Annotated in this window: 15 protein-coding genes and 1 pseudogene; 5 read left to right on the top strand and 11 right to left on the bottom strand. The window is 64.6% G+C overall.

The features are described from left to right. Nucleotides 1–49 precede the first annotated feature (49 nt). From IVB29_RS09150 to IVB29_RS09125, 6 genes are read right to left on the bottom strand one after another with little or no spacing between them, the layout of a single operon-like run. Nucleotides 50–814 (bottom strand): SDR family oxidoreductase, encoded by a 765-nt coding sequence (locus IVB29_RS09150; protein WP_247503075.1) that lies wholly within the window; start codon nt 812–814, stop codon nt 50–52. Further along, a complete protein-coding gene (ugpC, locus tag IVB29_RS09145) occupies nt 811–1,926 on the bottom strand; it encodes a sn-glycerol-3-phosphate ABC transporter ATP-binding protein UgpC (protein WP_247503074.1) in 1,116 nt (371 codons plus the stop codon). The genes IVB29_RS09150 and ugpC overlap by 4 nt, the downstream gene beginning before the upstream one ends. Nucleotides 1,927–1,936: 10 nt before the next feature. Then, entirely contained in the window at nt 1,937–2,794 is an 858-nt protein-coding gene (locus IVB29_RS09140; RefSeq protein WP_247503073.1) for a carbohydrate ABC transporter permease, read from the bottom strand. Beyond that, entirely contained in the window at nt 2,787–3,707 is a 921-nt protein-coding gene (locus IVB29_RS09135; RefSeq protein ID WP_247503072.1) for a sugar ABC transporter permease, read from the bottom strand. The genes IVB29_RS09140 and IVB29_RS09135 overlap by 8 nt, the downstream gene beginning before the upstream one ends. Then, complete coding sequence (locus IVB29_RS09130) at nt 3,704–4,990, bottom strand: ABC transporter substrate-binding protein (RefSeq protein WP_247503071.1); 1,287 nt, start codon at nt 4,988–4,990, stop codon at nt 3,704–3,706. Before IVB29_RS09130 ends, IVB29_RS09135 begins: the two co-directional genes overlap by 4 nt. 58 nt (nt 4,991–5,048) lie before the next feature. Next, nucleotides 5,049–6,227, bottom strand: a complete 1,179-nt coding sequence (locus IVB29_RS09125; RefSeq protein WP_247503518.1) for an ROK family transcriptional regulator — start codon at nt 6,225–6,227, stop codon at nt 5,049–5,051. Nucleotides 6,228–6,473: 246 nt separating this feature from the next. Here IVB29_RS09125 and IVB29_RS09120 point away from each other — a divergent pair, with 246 nt between their 5' ends. Beyond that, complete coding sequence (locus IVB29_RS09120; protein ID WP_346731278.1) at nt 6,474–6,641, top strand: nuclear transport factor 2 family protein; 168 nt, start codon at nt 6,474–6,476, stop codon at nt 6,639–6,641. 71 nt (nt 6,642–6,712) lie between these two features. Here the strand turns inward: IVB29_RS09120 and gltA are convergent, their stop codons facing one another. Together gltA and gltX are read right to left on the bottom strand one after the other, a co-directional pair. Then, nucleotides 6,713–8,017 carry a citrate synthase gene (gltA, locus tag IVB29_RS09115; RefSeq protein WP_247503069.1) on the bottom strand — a complete coding sequence of 435 codons (1,305 nt, stop codon included), beginning with the start codon at nt 8,015–8,017 and terminating at the stop codon, nt 6,713–6,715. Between the two features lie 180 nt (nt 8,018–8,197). Further along, nucleotides 8,198–9,628, bottom strand: a complete 1,431-nt coding sequence (gene gltX / locus IVB29_RS09110; protein WP_247503068.1) for a glutamate--tRNA ligase — start codon at nt 9,626–9,628, stop codon at nt 8,198–8,200. Nucleotides 9,629–9,783: 155 nt separating this feature from the next. Here gltX and IVB29_RS09105 point away from each other — a divergent pair, with 155 nt between their 5' ends. The 4 genes and pseudogenes from IVB29_RS09105 (at nt 9,784) to IVB29_RS09090 (ending at nt 14,602) form a co-directional block, all read left to right on the top strand. Continuing rightward, nucleotides 9,784–11,460: a glutamine--tRNA ligase/YqeY domain fusion protein gene (locus IVB29_RS09105; RefSeq protein ID WP_247503067.1), complete on the top strand. Its 1,677-nt coding sequence runs from the start codon at nt 9,784–9,786 to the stop codon at nt 11,458–11,460. A 22-nt stretch (nt 11,461–11,482) separates the two neighbouring features. Next, the gene (locus tag IVB29_RS09100) at nt 11,483–11,869 is read left to right on the top strand and encodes an SgcJ/EcaC family oxidoreductase (protein ID WP_247503066.1); all 387 of its coding nucleotides are present in this window, start codon (nt 11,483–11,485) and stop codon (nt 11,867–11,869) included. Nucleotides 11,870–11,993: 124 nt separating this feature from the next. Further along, the gene (locus tag IVB29_RS09095; RefSeq protein ID WP_015685840.1) at nt 11,994–12,227 is read left to right on the top strand and encodes a DUF2171 domain-containing protein; all 234 of its coding nucleotides are present in this window, start codon (nt 11,994–11,996) and stop codon (nt 12,225–12,227) included. 95 nt (nt 12,228–12,322) lie between these two features. Continuing rightward, nucleotides 12,323–14,602 (top strand): annotated as a pseudogene (locus tag IVB29_RS09090) (ComEC/Rec2 family competence protein). A 9-nt stretch (nt 14,603–14,611) separates the two neighbouring features. Here IVB29_RS09090 and IVB29_RS09085 read toward each other — a convergent pair. The 3 genes from IVB29_RS09085 to IVB29_RS09075 all read right to left on the bottom strand — a co-directional run bounded on the left by IVB29_RS09085 (nt 14,612) and on the right by IVB29_RS09075 (nt 16,625). Next, a complete protein-coding gene (locus IVB29_RS09085) occupies nt 14,612–15,559 on the bottom strand; it encodes a GAF domain-containing protein (protein ID WP_247503065.1) in 948 nt (315 codons plus the stop codon). 235 nt (nt 15,560–15,794) lie between these two features. Continuing rightward, nucleotides 15,795–16,229, bottom strand: coding sequence for a hypothetical protein (locus IVB29_RS09080; protein WP_247503064.1), 435 nt, complete (start codon nt 16,227–16,229; stop codon nt 15,795–15,797). 192 nt (nt 16,230–16,421) lie between these two features. Continuing rightward, nucleotides 16,422–16,625 (bottom strand): hypothetical protein, encoded by a 204-nt coding sequence (locus IVB29_RS09075; protein WP_247503063.1) that lies wholly within the window; start codon nt 16,623–16,625, stop codon nt 16,422–16,424. Nucleotides 16,626–16,688 lie beyond the last annotated feature (63 nt).

The following is a 16,688-nucleotide window of genomic DNA, read 5'->3' as shown; positions in this document are numbered from 1 at the left end:
TTCGGAGGGTGGGCAAAACGAACTGTGCCCACCCTACAAGACTACAATACTAAGCAAGTCCCCCGTCGACCCGGAAGCACTGGCTGGTGATACGCTGGCTCTCGTCGGATGCGAGAAACAGCGCCATGCTGGCGATGTCGTCGGGCGTCACCGCATCGGGAACGGCCTGCCGGGTGCGAAGCTCGGAGATTTTCTGCTCGTCCGGATACCAGAGGCGGCGCTGCCGCTCGGTGATCACCATGCCCGGCGCGATCGCGTTGACGCGGATGCGGTCGGCGCCGACCGATCGTGCCAGCGAATTGGTGAAGCCGACGATCGCCGCCTTCGCCGCGGCATAGACCGGCAGCGCCGGCGCGCCGCGCATCCACGCGATCGACGACATGTTGATGATCGAGCCGCCGCCGCGCGCCTGCATCTGTGGCACCACCGCCTGGGCGGCAAAGAAGACGTGCTTGAGATTGACGCCGATCGTCCAGTCGAACTCGGCCGGCGTCACCTCGGCCAGCATCTGGCGCTGGTCGTTGGCGGCGTTGTTGACGAGGACCGCGGCATCGCCGAGCGTTCGGTGGACCTGCGTCATGGCTGCACGCAAGGCATCGATATCAAGGAGATCGCAGGGCATGAACAGCGGTGTGGTGCCCGATGCAGCCACCTCCGCGGCCAGCGCCGTGCCGGCGGCATCGTCGATATCGAGGAAAGCGACACGCGCGCCCTGGGCAGCGAAAGCGCGCACGAAGGCGGCGCCGATGCCGCTGGCGCCCCCGGTGATCAGTACCACGCGGTCGGCGAGGCCGGCATAGTTCGTCTGGGTCATGCGATCAGTCGCTCCGTCTCGGGGTCGAACAGGCAAAGGCGGCGGGTATCAAGGGCGAAGGAAGCCGGGGCGCCCGGCGTGGGACGGACATCGGGCGAGATGCGCGCCTGCGCCGGCTCGCCGCCAAGCCGCAGCAGGACGATGGTCTCGGCACCGGTAGGCTCGACCAGCTCGACAGGCGCGGTGAGGATGACGGGGGCGCTGGTCGCTCCGGAGAACACGCGGTCTCCCTCGGCGATGCATTCCGGCCTGATCCCGAGCACCACCTCGCGGCCGATATAGGACGCCGCAGCGTCATAACCCTGGAGGAGGAGACGGACCTCGTCCGGGCGTCCCGCGCCGATCACGGCGACCGGCCCGCCAGCATCGGCCTCAAGCCGTGCCGGCATCGTGTTCATCGGTGGCGAGCCCATGAAGCGAGCGACGAAGAGATTAGCCGGATAGCGATAGACGGTGTCGGGGTCGGCGAATTGCTGCACCACGCCGCGATGCATCACTGCGATGCGGGTTGCCATCGTCATCGCCTCGATCTGGTCGTGGGTGACATAAACGATGGTGGCGCCGATGCGCTGGTGCAGCCGCTTGATCTCCATCCGCATCTCGACCCGGAGTTTTGCATCGAGGTTGGAGAGTGGCTCGTCGAACAAAAAGAGCAGGGGATCGCGCACCAGCGCCCGGCCCATCGCCACGCGCTGGCGCTGGCCGCCGGAGAGTTGCGACGGCTTGCGGCCGAGCAGGGGCTCGATCTGAAGCAGCCTGGCGACGTTCGCCAGCGCCTTTTCCTGCTCCGCTTTCGGGACGTGGCGGCATTCCATGCCGAAGGTGATGTTCTGGCGCACCGTCATCGACGGATAGAGCGCGTAGGACTGGAACACCATGGCGATGTCGCGATCCTTGGGTGGCACGTCGTTGACGACGCGCCCACCGATCTCGATCGTGCCGTCGCTCGCGCGATCGAGCCCGGCGATGATGTTGAGCAGCGTGGATTTGCCGCAGCCGGACGGCCCGACCAGCACGGTGAACTCACCGCTCTCGATGTCGAGATCGATGCCCTTCAACACCTCCAGATTGGCGTAGCGCTTCGACAGGGCGCGAATGCTCAGTGCTGCCATGATAATCCCATCATTTCACAGCCCCGGCAGTGAGGCCGCGTACAAAATACCTGCCGCCGAGGAGATAGATCAGCAAGGTCGGCAGCGCTGCGATGATCACCGCAGCGCTCTGCACGCCATGCTGCGGGATATCTGCGATGGCCGCAGACAGCGCGATGAGCGCGGCCGTGACGGGCTGCTGCTGGCCGGTCGTGAATGTCACGCCATAAAGGAACTCGTTCCAGATATGCGTGAACTGCCAGATCACGGTGACGATCAGGATCGGAGACGACAGCGGCAGGATGATGCGCCAGAAGATACGAAAGAACCCGGCGCCGTCGATGCGCGCGGCCCTGATCAGTTCATGAGGAATGGCGACGTAATAGTTCCGGCAGAACAGCACGGTGAAGGACAGCCCCTGGATGGTGTGAATCAGCACGAGACCCGAGAGCGTGTTGATGAGCCCGATGTCACGCAGCACGAAGGTCCAGGGCAGCAGGCGCATCTGCTGGGGCAGGAACAGGCCGAGGGTCACGATGCCGTAGATCCAGCTGTCGCCGCGAAAACGCCAGAGCGACACCGCGTAACCGGCGACAGCACCGAGCATGGTCGAGAAAATGGTCGCGGGAATCGTGATGAGTGCGGAGTTCAGCATGTACGGCCGGATGCCGGCGCAGGTCTCGGCGACGCAGAAGCCGCTCCAGGCCAGCGCGTAATTGCTCCACGCCAGATGTTGCGGCCAGCCGATCATCGACCCCTGCGCGATCTCCTCGTTGGTCCGGAGCGAGTTCAGAACGACGACAACGAGCGGCGCGAGATAGGCTGCCGCGAACAATGTCACGACGAGATAGATCAGGATCCGGCTCGGGGCGAAGCTTCGGTCACGCATGGGTGGCCTGCCGTCGCTGGACATAGCGCCACGCTGCATAGGGCAGCAGCACCGCGAGAAGGATGAGCAACATCAGCACCGCCGCGGCCGCACCGCGGCCGAGCTGGCTGCGCTGGAACATCAAATCGTAGACGACAAGGGCCGGCAGCTGGGTCGCGATGCCCGGCCCGCCATTGGTGAGCGCGCGGACGAGGTCGAAGGCCGAAATCGCGAATTGCAGCTGGATGACGACGACGGTGATGGTGATCGGCCACAGCGTCGGCAGAATGACGCGCCAATAGGTTCGGATCGGACCGGCGCCGTCGATCTGCGCGGCCTTGATGATGTCGGCGTCGACGGACCGCAGGCCGGCAAGGAATAGCGCCATGGCGAAGCCCGACGATTGCCAGATCGCCGCGATGACGATCGTCCAGATCGCCATGTCGCGGTTGACCAGCCAGTCGAAGTGGAAGGAGGCCCAGCCGAGGTCATGGGCGAGCTTCTCGATCCCGATTCCGGGATTGAGCAGCCAGCTCCAGACCGTGCCGGTGACGACGAACGACACCGCCAGCGGGTACAGGAAGATCGATCGCAGCACATTCTCGCCGCGAATGCGCTGATCGAGCAGGATCGCGAGCAGGAGGCCGGTGATCAAGCTGAGCAGCACGAAAGCGCTGCCGAACAGCAGCAGATTGTCGAAGGCGATCTGCCAGTTCCGCGACGCCAGGACAGAGGTGTAGTTGCGCAAGCCCACCCAGCCCGTAACAGGGACGAGCGTTGACGGTGTGAACGAAATCCAGATCGTCCAGATCGAAAACGAGATGAGGTGCGCTGCGGACAGCAGCAGCGGCACCCAGATCATCAGATATTCGGGCAGCCGGCGCACCATGTCGGAGGCCGCCGGCCGCGTTGCTGTCGAGACGGCGTCGGTCAACGCGAGCCCTCGACGGCCTCGGCGAGGCGGGTGACGGCCTCCTCCGGCTTGATCGTCTTGTTCTTCACATACTCCGTAATGACGTCGATCATCGCGGCGGTCAGGCCGTTTTCCTGCGCCATGTTGTGCGCGAGACTCAGGACGGCCTGATTGCTGGCGATCGCGTCCTTCAGAGCTGCAGCCGTCCGCCGTTGGCCATCCGACCAGCCTTCACCGGAGAGGTCGACATCGGTGCGCACGGGGATCGATCCCGTGATCTGCGAATACATGGTCTGGATCGCGGGATCCATGACCAGCTGGGCCATCAGGGCCTGACCGGCCTGCAGATCGGCCTCCTTGCGCTGCCAGAAGATGAAGGCATCGGCATTCAACAGGAACACCGGCTTGCCGTTGTCGCTGGGGCCCGGCGCGATCATGTAGTCGTCGAACTTGAAACCGGCGTTGCGCAAGACGCCCTGGGCCCAGCCGCCCATGATCATCATGCCCATGTCGCCGTCGACGAAGCGCTTCAAATTGGTGGCGTAAGGTTGGGCGCCGACGTTGGGATCCATCCAGTTGGAAATTTTGCGTGTCTGTGCGAAGGCCGCCTTGATCTCGGGGCCTTCCAGGGCCTTCTTGTCGAGATTCATGATGGCTGCGCGGTAGGCCGCAGGACTGATGCCGGCCAGGGACGCTTCGAATTTTTGGCCATCGTCGGGGCGGGTGCCGCCGTTGGCGATTGGGTAAGTGATCCCGCCCGCTTTCATCTTCTCGGCGAGATCATTGAAATCAGCCCAGGTAACGGGGACCTTGTCGGCCTTGGCCTTGTCCATCGCGCGTTTGGAGAGAAACAGCATGTTGGTGCTGTAGATCTGCAACGGCAGCGCGATCCACTTGCCGCCCGGCTTGTGCAATTTGGCAAGATCTGGCGCGACGACCTTTTCATAACCGGCGGCCGCGACAACGGCGTCGAGATCGACGGTCGGGGCAATCTTCGACCAGGCCGCGATCTCGGGTCCCTTGAGTTGCGAGCAGGCCGGCGGGTCGCCGGCGATGATTTGGGCGCGCAGCTTGTTCATCATCTCGGTGGTGAAACCGGGGACGGGCGAGTGCTGCCAGGTGCCGCCCTTCTCCTCGAATTTCCTGCCGAGCGCGGTGATGGCCGCCCCGTCGCTGCCTGCGGACCATTGCGAGATCGCGGTCAGGCGCGGCTTGACCGCGCCTTGCGCCCGGGCAAAGGCCGGCAGCGCGAGCGCGGCAGCAGATCCAGCGAGCAGACGGCGCCTTGTTGTGGTGATCGGCATGGCAAGTTCCTCCCGGTGTGAACTCTTTTGCGCGAGAGCCGCGCGGTATCAGGGCGTCTCAGGCTGCCTCCGTCGATGCGGCCGGCATGCCGCCGCGGCAAGCGAGGCAGAAAGCCGCGAATGCCAGTGCGGCCTGCGGATCATTGCCGTTCGACGGCGGCACGAAAGCGAGCGACACCTGCGCATGCTTGCGGCCGCCGAGCAGGCTGGCGTCGACGCCGTCGACCAGCGCCTTCCGATCGTCCTCCGCAAGGAGCGACGGCCAGCCGGAGATGGCGACGCCGTGACTGGGCTTGACGTTCAGCGTGTTGCCGACCGAGAGGCCAAGGCGATACAGGCGATGCCGCAGCTCCTGCCGCACGCGCGAGGAGATTGGGATCGCGGTCGCCCAATCGTTGCCAAGCTGGAGCAGCTCCTGTTCGGACACGCCGAGCAGCTCGGCGAGCGCCGGAAGCGACGTATAGGCTTCGACGCAGCCATGATGGCCACAGCGGCACCGTGGTCCGTCGGTGCCGAACACCATGTGTCCGAGCTCGACCGGCTGGAGCGCCTCGTCCTCGATCGGATCGTCCATCCAGGCGCCCGCGACGCCCTGGCCGACAAAGACGAATAGATGCGCGCCGCTGAACGGATAGTTTTCCGTGCGGCAGCGGTGAAAGATGGCGTGCGCCACCACCGAGTTGGTGAACTCGACCGGCACGCCCGCAAAGATCTCGCCGAACATGTCGCTGATACGTCCGACATGGCAGGGAATGATCGGATTGCCAAACTCGCTCAGGCGGCCGAGGCCTGGAATCGTGATGCCGATCTGCGCCAGCGTGAGGCGGCGCCGCCGCGTCCAGTCGCGCAGCAAGGTCAGTGCTTCTCGAAACGCGCGGCCGACGGTCTCGACGGTCGGCTTCTTCGGCAGCGGCACACGCTCGGTGTAATGCAGTTCGCCCGACAGGCCGCCGACGCCGACGCTAAGCCACTGACTGTTCAGCTCGAGGGCTGCAAGCGCTACGGTGCCATCGAGCGACACGAGACCAGTCGGGCCGCCGACATAAGGGGCGGGGCGCCGCACTTCCTCGATCAGACCTTCGGCCTTGAGATCAAACAGGATGCGCGACAGGCTCGCTTCCGACAGGCGCACGGCCTTGGCCAGCGGCGGGCGAAACGAGCCGCCCGACTGGAGCAGATGAGTCAAAATGGCAGCACGCGTCTGCCGCCGACTTCTCGGCTGCTCCGGCATTTCCATCCCTGTCGTCATTCTTACTTAGAGTAAGAATGCGCGCGGAGGGTTTCGACTGTCAAGCGACTGCGGGCGCGCCGAGTCGACTTGTTGTTGTGCGCGGCAGCAAATCGGAGCGGCAGTTTGCGACGCCAGCAGCTCGGCGGCGGCTGCAGGTCGCACCGGAACTTAATTCAGTCGCTCCCTTCATCTCGCTGGCTAATCGCTACGTTCTGCACTCCGGTCGGCCGCATCGACACGTCCACGATCTAGATCGATTGCCGCACGGCGAGCCGCGTCGGTACGTGGACCGTATCGCTCACTGATCCCGCGAGCGGCAGCAAATTGGACGTGAAGGCGCGCTACTCCTTCATCTATCGCTATGAGGATGGCGCCTGGAAGATCGACCATCTCCACTCATCGATGATGCCCGAGAAGTAGCGATCGGCAGATAAACGAAAGCGGCGCCATCTTGCGATGGCGCCGCTTCGAGAGCCGTATTGGCTCAAGCCTTACTTGCGATCCTTGATCGCGACGTAGTCGCGGCTGGTGACGCCGGTGTAGAGCTGGCGCGGACGGCCGATCTTCTGCTGCGGGTCCTCGATCATCTCGCTCCACTGGCTGATCCAGCCGACGGTGCGGGCGACCGCGAACAGCACGGTGAACATCGAGACCGGGAAGCCCATCGCCTTCAGCGTGATGCCCGAATAGAAGTCGACGTTCGGGTAGAGCTTGCGGTCGATGAAGTACGGGTCGCTGAGCGCGATCTTCTCGAGCTCGAGCGCCACCTTCAGCATCGGATCGTCGCCATGGCCGGTCTCCTTGAGCACGGCGTGACACATCTTCTGCATGATCTTGGCGCGCGGATCGTAGTTCTTGTAGACGCGATGACCGAAGCCCATCAGGCGGACTTCAGAGTTCTTGTCCTTCACCTTGGCGATGAACTCGGGGATCTTGTCCACGGTGCCGATCTCGGCGAGCATCGCAAGCGCTGCTTCGTTGGCACCGCCATGCGCCGGGCCCCACAGGCAGGCGATGCCGGCGGCGATGCAGGCGAACGGGTTGGCGCCGGAGGAGCCGGCGATGCGCACCGTCGAGGTCGAGGCGTTCTGCTCGTGGTCGGCGTGCAGGATGAAGATCTTGTCCAGCGCTTCAGCCAGCACCGGGTTGATCTTGTAGTCCTCGCACGGGACGGCGAAGCACATGTTGAGGAAGTTCTCGGCGAAGGAGAGCGAGTTCTTCGGATACACGAAGGGCTGGCCGACCGTGTACTTATAGGCCATTGCCGCGAGCGTCGGGATCTTCGCGATCATCCGCATGGAAGCGATCATGCGCTGCTTGGGATCGTTGATGTCGGTGCTGTCGTGGTAGAACGCGGCGAGCGCGCCGACGGACGCCACCATCACCGCCATCGGATGGGCGTCGCGGCGGAAGCCCTGGAAGAAGCGGGCCATCTGCTCGTGCACCATCGTGTGATGGATCACGCGGTCGTCGAAATCCTTCTTCTGCGCGGCGGTCGGGAGCTCCCCGTAGAGCAGCAGGTAGCAGGTCTCGAGGAAGTCGCCGTTCTCGGCGAGCTGCTCGATCGGATAGCCGCGGTATTCCAGCACGCCCGCGTCACCGTCGATATAGGTGATCTTGGACTGGCAGCTGGCGGTCGAGGTGAAGCCGGGATCGTAGGTGAACAGGCCGGACTGGCCATAGAGCTTGCCGATATCGATGACGTCAGGCCCGACGCTGCCGCTGTGGATCGGGAGATCGTAATTCTTGTTTCCGACCGTCAGCGTGGCGGTCTTATTGCTTGATTTTGCGTCCATCAGAGGTCCCCGATGTAAGGTGAAACGGGCCGGACCCGGAAGGCCCCGATGACATAATGGGGCAGGCCGGATGTTCCAGAAGGTACGGGTCAGATGGGTATATTATTGCTGTGTGCGCTGCAAGATGGCGCCGCGCATGGTCGCCTTACGTCGTAGCCAGTGCTTGGCCTAGTCCTTGGCCTAGCCTTTGGCCTGATCCTCGAGCCGGCCCAGGCTTTCCTGGCGTCCCAGCACGTCCAAAACCTCAAATATGCCAGGTGAGGTCGTCCGTCCGGTCAGAGCTGCACGAAGTGGTTGGGCGACCGCACCGAGCTTGAGACTATTTTCCTCGGCAAAAGCGCGCAGCGCGGCTTCCGCGTTGGCTGCACTCCACGTCTCGACTTTCTCCAGCGCGGAATGAAGCTGGCCGATCAGCTTGCGGTTCTCGGGCGTCAACAGGGCTGCCGCCTTCGGATCGAGCTCCAGCGGCCGGTCGGCGAAGATGAAATAGGCGCCGTCGATCAACTCGATCAGCGTCTTGGCGCGCTCCTTCAGGGCCGGCATGGCCTTGAGCAGCTGGGCGCGCGTGGTGTCGTTTAACTTGGCCTTAATCTCGTCGCGGCTGGGCACGACGTGGTCGAGCACGTCCTCGAACGCCTTCACGAGTGATTGATCATCGGCGTGGCGGATGTAGTGGCCGTTGAGGTTTTCCAGCTTGGCGAAATCGAAGCGGGCCGCGCCGCGACCGACGCTGGAAAGGTCGAACGCCGCGATCATCTCCTCGGTCGAGAAGATCTCCTGGTCGCCATGGCTCCAGCCGAGTCGGACGAGGTAATTGCGTAGCGCCGCCGGCAAATAGCCCAGGGCGCGGTAGGCATCGACGCCGAGCGCGCCGTGGCGCTTTGACAGCTTTGAGCCGTCCGGGCCATGGATCAGAGGGATATGGGACATGTTCGGCAGCGTCCATCCCATCGCGTCGTAGATCTGCTTCTGGCGGGCGGCGTTGATCAGATGGTCGTCGCCGCGGATGACGTGGGTGACGGCCATGTCGTGGTCGTCCACCACCACCGCGAGCATGTAGGTCGGGTTGCCATCGCCGCGCAGCAGGACGAGGTCGTCGAGGTTCTCGTTCTGCCAGACCACGCGGCCCTGGACCTGGTCCTCGATCACGGTCTCGCCGGTTTGCGACGCCCGCAGCCGGATGGTCGGCTTGACGTTGGATGATGGTGCCGTGGCCGGGTCGCGGTCGCGCCACATTCCGTCATAGAGGCGGGTGCGGCCCTCAGCGCGCGCCTTCTCGCGCATGGCGGTGAGCTCCTCGGCGGTGGCGTAGCAGCGATAGGCCTTGCCGTCGGCGAGCAGCTGCTCGGCGACCTCGCGGTGGCGGGCGGCGCGGCTGAACTGGTAGATGACGTCGCCATCCCAGCCGAGCTCCAGCCATTTCAGCCCGTCCAGAATCGCGCCAATCGCAGCTTCCGTGGAGCGCTCCCGGTCGGTGTCCTCGATCCGGAGCAGCATCTTGCCGCCATGCTTCTTCGCATAGAGCCAGTTGAACAGCGCCGTGCGGGCGCCCCCGATATGGAGGAAGCCGGTCGGGGAGGGAGCAAAGCGGGTGACGACGGAATCGGTCATTCTTGGCAGGGCCTATGCATTGGAAGCGGTGGTATATAACAGGACCCGCGCATAACTAAAGCCCATCGGCGGACCTGCTAGGCCTTGCTTAAGCTCTTGGCTCAGCCACGCGAATTTGGCAGAAGGACCGCTGATTTCCCTACAGGATTTTCGTAATGACAGAACCGGTGGCGACTGAGGTTGGGCGCGATTTCATTCGTGACATCATCCAGGCCGACCTCGATCAGGCCAAGTACAAGGAGATCGTGACCCGGTTCCCGCCGGAGCCGAACGGCTACCTGCATATCGGCCACGCCAAATCGATCGCGCTCAATTTCGGCATCGCCCAGGAATTTCCGGGCCGCTGCCATCTGCGCTTCGACGACACCAATCCGGTCAAGGAAGAGCAGGAATATATCGATTCCATCCAGGCCGACGTGCATTGGCTCGGCTACGACTGGGGCAAGAACCTGTTCTACGCCTCGGACTATTTCGACCGCCTCTATGAATGGGCGGAGAAGCTGATCCGTGACGGGCTCGCCTATGTCGACGACCAGTCCCAGGAGGAGATCCGTCTCGCGCGCGGCACGCTGACCGAGCCCGGCAAGAACTCGCCGTTCCGCGATCGCACGGTTGAGGAGAATCTCGACCTGTTCCGCCGCATGAAATCAGGCGAATTCCCGAACGGCGCGCGCGTGCTGCGGGCCAAGATCGACATGTCCTCGGGCAACATCAATTTGCGCGACCCCGTGCTGTATCGGATCCTGCACGCGCATCATCCGCGCACCGGGACCAAGTGGAGCATCTATCCGAGCTACGATTACGCCCACGGCCAGTCCGATGCGATCGAAGGCATCACGCACTCGATCTGCACGCTGGAGTTCGAGGACCACCGGCCGCTCTACGATTGGTTCATCGATAAGCTGCCGGTGCCGTCAAAGCCGCACCAGTACGAAATGGCGCGGCTCAACATCACTTACACGCTGCTGTCGAAGCGCGTGCTGACCCAGCTCGTCCGCGACGGCCATGTCGCCGGCTGGGATGATCCGCGCATGCCGACCATGGCGGGCATGCGCCGCCGCGGCGTGCCGCCCGCCGCCCTGCGCGAATTCATCAAACGCATCGGCGTGGCCAAGGCCAACAGCGTGGTCGACGTCGGCATGCTCGAGTTTTGCATCCGCGAGGAATTGAACCGCACGTCGCAGCGGCGCATGGGCGTGCTGAAGCCGCTGAAAGTGGTGATCGAGAATTATCCGGAAGGGCAGACCGAGGAGCTCGAGGCGATCAACCATCCGGACGATCCGTCGGCGGGCACGCGCAAGATTATTTTCGGCCGCGAGCTCTATATCGAGCAGGACGATTTCATGGAGAGCCCTCCGAAGAAGTTCTTCCGTCTGTCGCCGGGCAACGAGGTGAGGCTGCGCTACGCCTATTTCGTCAAGTGCACGGGCGTGATCAAGAACGACGCAGGCGAAGTCGTGGAGCTGCGCTGCACCTACGACCCCGCGACCAAGGGCGGCAACGCGCCCGACGGCCGCAAGGTCAAGGCAACCATGCACTGGCTGCCGGCGGCGACATCGGTGCCTGCGGAAATCCGCATCTACAACCAGCTGTTTGCCAACCCGAGCCCGGATGCCTCGAATTTTGCGGCCGATCTCAATCCGCAGTCGCTGGAGATTTTGGCGGACGCGCGGATCGAAGCATCGGTTGCCGAGAGCAACGCGACCGAGCCGATGCAGTTCGAGCGCCAGGGCTACTTTGTACGCGATAAGGACTCGACGCCGGGCAGGCCGGTCTTCTCGCGGACCATCGGCCTGCGCGACACGTTCGCGAAGGAAGTCGCCAAAGGCTGAGGCAAAGGGTCGAGCAACGACAATGAGCAGCGAAGCCGACGCCATCGTTTCCGCCATCATCGCGAAATGGTGCGCCGGCTTCGCGACGCTCGATGCGGCCGCACTGTCTTCGCTCTATGCGAGGAACGCGTTCTTCTTCGGCTCCAACCCAAAGCTCTACCGGGGCAGGGACGGCGTCGCCGATTACTTCAACGGCCTGCCGCGCTGGCGCAAGCCGAGCGCAGTGTTTTCCGAGGTGCAGGCCGCGCAGGCCGGCCCTGATATGATCAACATGGCCGCGACCATCTCGTTCGACCTTGCTGGCGAGCGCCCCGATCTCATCGTCAAGATGAGCTGGGTCATCGTTCGCGAGGACGACGACTGGAAGATCGTCAATCACCATGCCTCGGCGAAAGCACCGTTGATTTAGCGGCATCATATTCCACCGGCTCCGTCATTCCGGGCTCGCGCCAAGTGGCGCGCCCCGGAATGACGGCAGAAAACGAACCCGACCGTGTCTCGCGCGTTGTGTGGGTCCAGAAGAGGATCCCCCCATGCAAAACATCGCAGAGCATATGGAAGTCATCGGCGCCGACGGCGTCCATGTCGGCACCGTCGACAAGGTCGAAGGCAACCGCATCAAGCTGACCAAGAAGGACAGCGGCGAGGGCAGCCACAAGGGCCATCACCATTTCATCGACAAGGGCTTGGTCGCGGGGGTCGAGGGGAACAAGGTGCGGCTCTCGGCCAAGGCGGATGTGGCCGTGACGATGGAAGAGGAAAAGTAGGGCTGTCTCCTGTTCGTTCCTGATCCGTACCGCTATTCGCGCGCCTGCACGTTCCGGTAGCTTCGGTCTCCGTTGCGTATCATCGGGTGCAGGGAATGGCGGAGCCGGGCCGGTCGGTACGGTCCCAGGGGTTAGCGGGCACTTGGCCCGTGGGCCGTGCCACGTCCGCGGGCGGGCTCGCACCTGCAGGCTTCGACCTCTGGACATCGCTGGCCGAGACGTTGCGCGCCTGGGTCAGCGCCGAGGCCGGCGCCGGGCGGCTGCTGCCGTGGGTGCCCGTCGCCTTCGGCTGCGGGATTGCACTTTACTTTGCCGCCGATCACGAGCCGGTGCTGTGGGTTGTTGCCTCAACGGCCATCGCGCTCGTGCTTGTTGCGGTTCTGCTGCGGCGGAGCCGGCTGCTTGCGCCAGCGATCATGCTCGCGGCGGTCGCGGCCGGATTTGCCATGGCGACCTGGAAGACGACGCGCATCGCGCACACCGTCTTGGCGAAGCCGCTCTATTCCGTATCGCTGTCGGGCTTCGTCGAGACCCGCGACATCCGTGAGCGCACCGACCGGTTCGTGCTGCGGGTCACCGCCATGGAGGCGCAACGCGGCGACGTCAGGTTGGAGCGCGTGCGTCTGTCGGTGCGCAAGGGCACTGCGCCCGAGGTCGGCAGCTTCGTGCAGTTGAAGGCGCGGCTGATGCCGCCGCTCTCGCCCTTGCGGCCCGGCAGCTAAGATTTCTCGCGCGACATGTTCTTCCAGGGCATCGGCGCCTCCGGTTTTGCCATGGGCGCGATCACGGTGGCGCCACCGCCAGAGACCGGCGGCATCAGGCTGCGCTACGCCGCGATCATGCAGGGCCTGCGCGATGCGATCGATGCGCGCATCCGCGCCACGCTCGACGGCGACAACCGCGCGATCGCAACCGCACTGCTGACGGGGCGGCGCGATGCGATCACCACGCCTGTCAACGATGCAATGTTCATCTCAGGCCTCGGCCACGTGCTCTCGATCTCAGGCTACCACATGGCCGTCGTCGCCGGCGTCGTGTTCTTCGCGGTGCGCGCGCTGCTTGCTCTGGTGCCGGGACTGGCGGTCGGCTTCCCCATCAAGAAATGGTCCGCGGGCGCGGCGCTGGTTGCCGCCGCGTTCTATCTGCTGCTCTCTGGCGCCGAAGTCGCCACGCAACGCTCGTTCTTCATGACGGCGGTGGTGCTGATCGCGGTGATGGTCGATCGCCGCGCCATCACTTTTCGCACGCTGGCGGTGGCTGCCCTGATCGTGCTCGCGGTGGCGCCGGAATCGCTGGTGCATCCGAGCTTCCAGATGTCGTTCGCGGCAACGCTCGGGCTGGTCGCGCTGGTGCAGATCGGCATGCCGAACTTGTTCGCTTCCCCCGATCACTCCGCGACGGCGCGCATTGCGATGTGGGGCGGGCGCGAGATCGCCATGCTGTTTTTTGCTTCGCTGATCGCGGGGCTTGCGACCACGCCCTATGCCGCTTTCCATTTCCACCGCGTCACGCCGTATGGCGTGCTTGCCAATCTCGGTGCAATGCCGGTGGTCTCGGCGCTGGTGATGCCGGCGGGGCTGTTGGGATTGCTCGCCGCGCCGTTCGGGCTGGATAGCCCGTTCTGGTGGCTGATGGGGATCGGCATCGACTGGATGATCGCGGTCACGCGCTGGGTCGCGGCGTTGCCCGGCGCGGTCGGCAGCCTGCCGGCTTTCGGCATCGCGCCGCTGATCGCGGCGAGCCTCGGTATCATCGTGATGGGCCTGCTGCGCACGCCGTTGCGCTGGTCCGGCGCGCTGGTGCTGCTGGTGGCGATCGTCTGGGGGCTGTCGGTGCGGCAGCCCGACATCCTGATCGCCGGCGACGGCCAGAGCGTCGCGGTGCGGGGCAGGGATGGGCACCTGCATCTGATCAGGGCGAGCAAGGACGGCTTTCTGCTGAAGGAGTGGTTAGCCGCCGACGCCGATCGGCGCGATGCCGGTAGTTCCGCGCTCGCCGATGGCGTGTCGTGCGACGAGGCCGGCTGCGTGACACCGCTCGCCGACGGGCGGCTGGTCGCGCTGGCCTTGCGCGTCGACGCGCTGGCGGACGATTGCAACCGCGCCGCGCTGGTGGTGACGGCGCGCCCGGCGCCGCCGGATTGCGCGGCAATGGTCGTCGACCGGCAGCGTCTCGCCGCGCAGGGCGCGCTCGCGCTGACACGGCGCGGCGACGGTTTTGCAGTTCAGGCGGTGAAAGCTGGAGGCACTGATCGCCCGTGGTCGCCGGCTACCGCCGGCGAGGCCGATTTCGGCGCGAGCCTTGCGCCGCAGGCGGCGGTGCCCCGCAACCGGGACGCGACACCATCGGAGGTCGATTTGCACGCCGAGGATTGAGCGGATCGGCTACAGGTACCAGGCCAGCACGGCATCGAGCCCGGCGCTTCCAATCACCGGCAGGGCCACCATCTGGCTCAGCCCGGCTGCGCGGGCCTCAGCCGCTGCGATCGAACCATCATGCGCGAGATCGTCGTTGAGCGCGGGCATGCCGGTCGCCCAGGCGCCGCCGATGCTGCCGTCGCCTTTGGCGATGGATTTGTTCGCATAGAGCGCGGCAAGGTCGGTCTGCGCGCTGCAATCGCCGTCGCGATAGACCAGCATCGAGCGGGTCTCGTTCGGGACCCAGATCTCGAAGCGCCGCGCAATTGGCGTTGCCTGCGCAGAGAGAAAGGTCAGCACCCAGGTCTGCTCGCCGCCGGTCCGATAGGGCACGCCGACGCCGAGATTGATCCCGACCTCGGCGGCCTCTTCCCAGCGCAGGAAACTCTTGGCGTTGTGCAGATCCCTGATGATCAGCGGCAGGCCGGCCTTCCAGGTGCGTCCGGGCAGACCGAAGCCGCGCGGAAATCTGGTGTGGCGGGAGTTGAACTCGAACATGTCGGCGGTGCCATAGTAGCCGTCGACGAGCCCCATCTCGTGCGAGGTATCGGGATCGTTGTGCCAGAGCTCGATCGCGCCGATATGCGCCTCGTCGTCGCCGCAGAACAGCACCATCACGGCTTGCAGGAATTCGCCTGCAAATACCGGCACCGCCACGCCGCAGGTGAGGCCTGCCGCGAGCGCCTGGTCGGTCCGCTTGAAGTAGGAGTTGGCGAATTTGGTGAGGATCACGGGGTGGCCGGAGGCCCAGGCCTTGCCGGGAAGTCCCTCGTCATAGCCGAAGTGCAAGCCCTCGCTCACGGACTTGAACGCCGAGAGGCCGCCCTCGTCGCCGTAGAGGCCGCCGCCGAATTCCAGCCGCGTGCGCGTGCGGTCAGGCACCCAGAGTTCAACGACGCGAATGAAGGTTTTCATCGAACGTGCCCGCCGCCTCAAGCCCAAGACACTAGCCACGACACTGGCCGAGGCAGCATCGGGCATTTGCTCGCGGAACGGACGTTCAAAATTCAGGCAGGGCCGCGCAAACTTCGTGCGACGGGGCGGCGCGGCGGATCGGATGTCTGGAGACACAAACTACAGGACCTCGCCGGCCACGGCCGGCGATGGCGATTTCAATCCTGGCTCCGACCTCTCGGCCGGAGATGCTGTCTCAGCCGATCGGCAGGCGGCGCGTGATCGTCGGCCTGTCGGCAATGATGTCAGGCTTTTGCTCGCGCTCGCCAAGTGGCAGGGTCACCGGCAATTGCAGCACGGTTGCGCGCTGGCCTTCGACGAGTTGCGTGATCAGCACGTATTTGCCGTCGGGGAATTCGATCGCATCGTGATGGCGATCGGGAATGTGCGGATCGATCTTGCCGAACTTGCCGACGCGCGAGTTGATGGTGCGCGTCCAGATCCAGCGATTGTCGTAGCGGACGTTGTCGGCGAAAGCGAGCTCCGTTCCCGGCAGCAGGCAGACCGCGACGGACATGTCGGCTTCGGACGCGAAGCCGCGCGTCGAGGTGCCGCGGAAGGTTGTCGTGACGATGGTCTCGCCGACTTCCGCGGGACGCGTCGCGACGGCGTGCAGGCTGTAGTCACACATCGGGTGCTCCTCATTCGAAGATAGCAACCCGCGCCTCCTCTGAGGCGCAGGCCTCTATCAGAGTGGTAGCCCGTCAGCGTCTGCTTGGTTGTGGGCAAATCTGCGGCCTGGATCCGCAGGCTGCCATCACAATATCTTTTTCAAATGCACTGGGAACAAAGCCCGCTCCCGTGCATTCCGCAGGCCTGTTCGTCAGCGGCCGGCAGGTGCCGACCAGCCTGAATACGGCCAGACCGGTTGCGACGGCTGCGCCATGGCGTCGCGGGCATTGCGGAATTGCTCGCTCCTCGTTGCCGGCGTTGCCTTGCGGGCATGATGCGACTGTGCGGCGAAGGCTTGCGGCGCTGATGCTGCGATCAGCGCCATCGTGACTGCGCTCAAGACGATCTTGCGCATATTTGTCTCCTCGGTTTTTCAAACACCCACGATGCGATGAGTGCTTCGCGCGGCGTGCCGAGG

This window comes from Bradyrhizobium sp. 1 (genome assembly GCF_023073315.1).
Classification (GTDB): Bacteria; Pseudomonadota; Alphaproteobacteria; order Rhizobiales; family Xanthobacteraceae; genus Bradyrhizobium.
This window is presented reverse-complemented; position numbering and strand designations above follow the sequence as displayed.

Bases quoted from the DNA above. Each gene is read 5' to 3' on its own strand.
- IVB29_RS09150 (WP_247503075.1), bottom strand. From the start codon at position 814: ATGACCCAGACGAACTATGCCGGCCTCGCCGACCGCGTGGTACTGATC.
- ugpC (WP_247503074.1), bottom strand. From the start codon at position 1,926: ATGGCAGCACTGAGCATTCGCGCCCTGTCGAAGCGCTACGCCAATCTG.
- IVB29_RS09140 (WP_247503073.1), bottom strand. From the start codon at position 2,794: ATGCGTGACCGAAGCTTCGCCCCGAGCCGGATCCTGATCTATCTCGTC.
- IVB29_RS09130 (WP_247503071.1), bottom strand. From the start codon at position 4,990: ATGCCGATCACCACAACAAGGCGCCGTCTGCTCGCTGGATCTGCTGCC.
- IVB29_RS09125 (WP_247503518.1), bottom strand. From the start codon at position 6,227: ATGGAAATGCCGGAGCAGCCGAGAAGTCGGCGGCAGACGCGTGCTGCC.
- gltA (WP_247503069.1), bottom strand. From the start codon at position 8,017: ATGGACGCAAAATCAAGCAATAAGACCGCCACGCTGACGGTCGGAAAC.
- gltX (WP_247503068.1), bottom strand. From the start codon at position 9,628: ATGACCGATTCCGTCGTCACCCGCTTTGCTCCCTCCCCGACCGGCTTC.
- IVB29_RS09105 (WP_247503067.1), top strand. From the start codon at position 9,784: ATGACAGAACCGGTGGCGACTGAGGTTGGGCGCGATTTCATTCGTGAC.
- IVB29_RS09100 (WP_247503066.1), top strand. From the start codon at position 11,483: ATGAGCAGCGAAGCCGACGCCATCGTTTCCGCCATCATCGCGAAATGG.
- IVB29_RS09095 (WP_015685840.1), top strand. From the start codon at position 11,994: ATGCAAAACATCGCAGAGCATATGGAAGTCATCGGCGCCGACGGCGTC.
- IVB29_RS09085 (WP_247503065.1), bottom strand. From the start codon at position 15,559: ATGAAAACCTTCATTCGCGTCGTTGAACTCTGGGTGCCTGACCGCACG.
- IVB29_RS09080 (WP_247503064.1), bottom strand. From the start codon at position 16,229: ATGTGTGACTACAGCCTGCACGCCGTCGCGACGCGTCCCGCGGAAGTC.
- IVB29_RS09075 (WP_247503063.1), bottom strand. From the start codon at position 16,625: ATGCGCAAGATCGTCTTGAGCGCAGTCACGATGGCGCTGATCGCAGCA.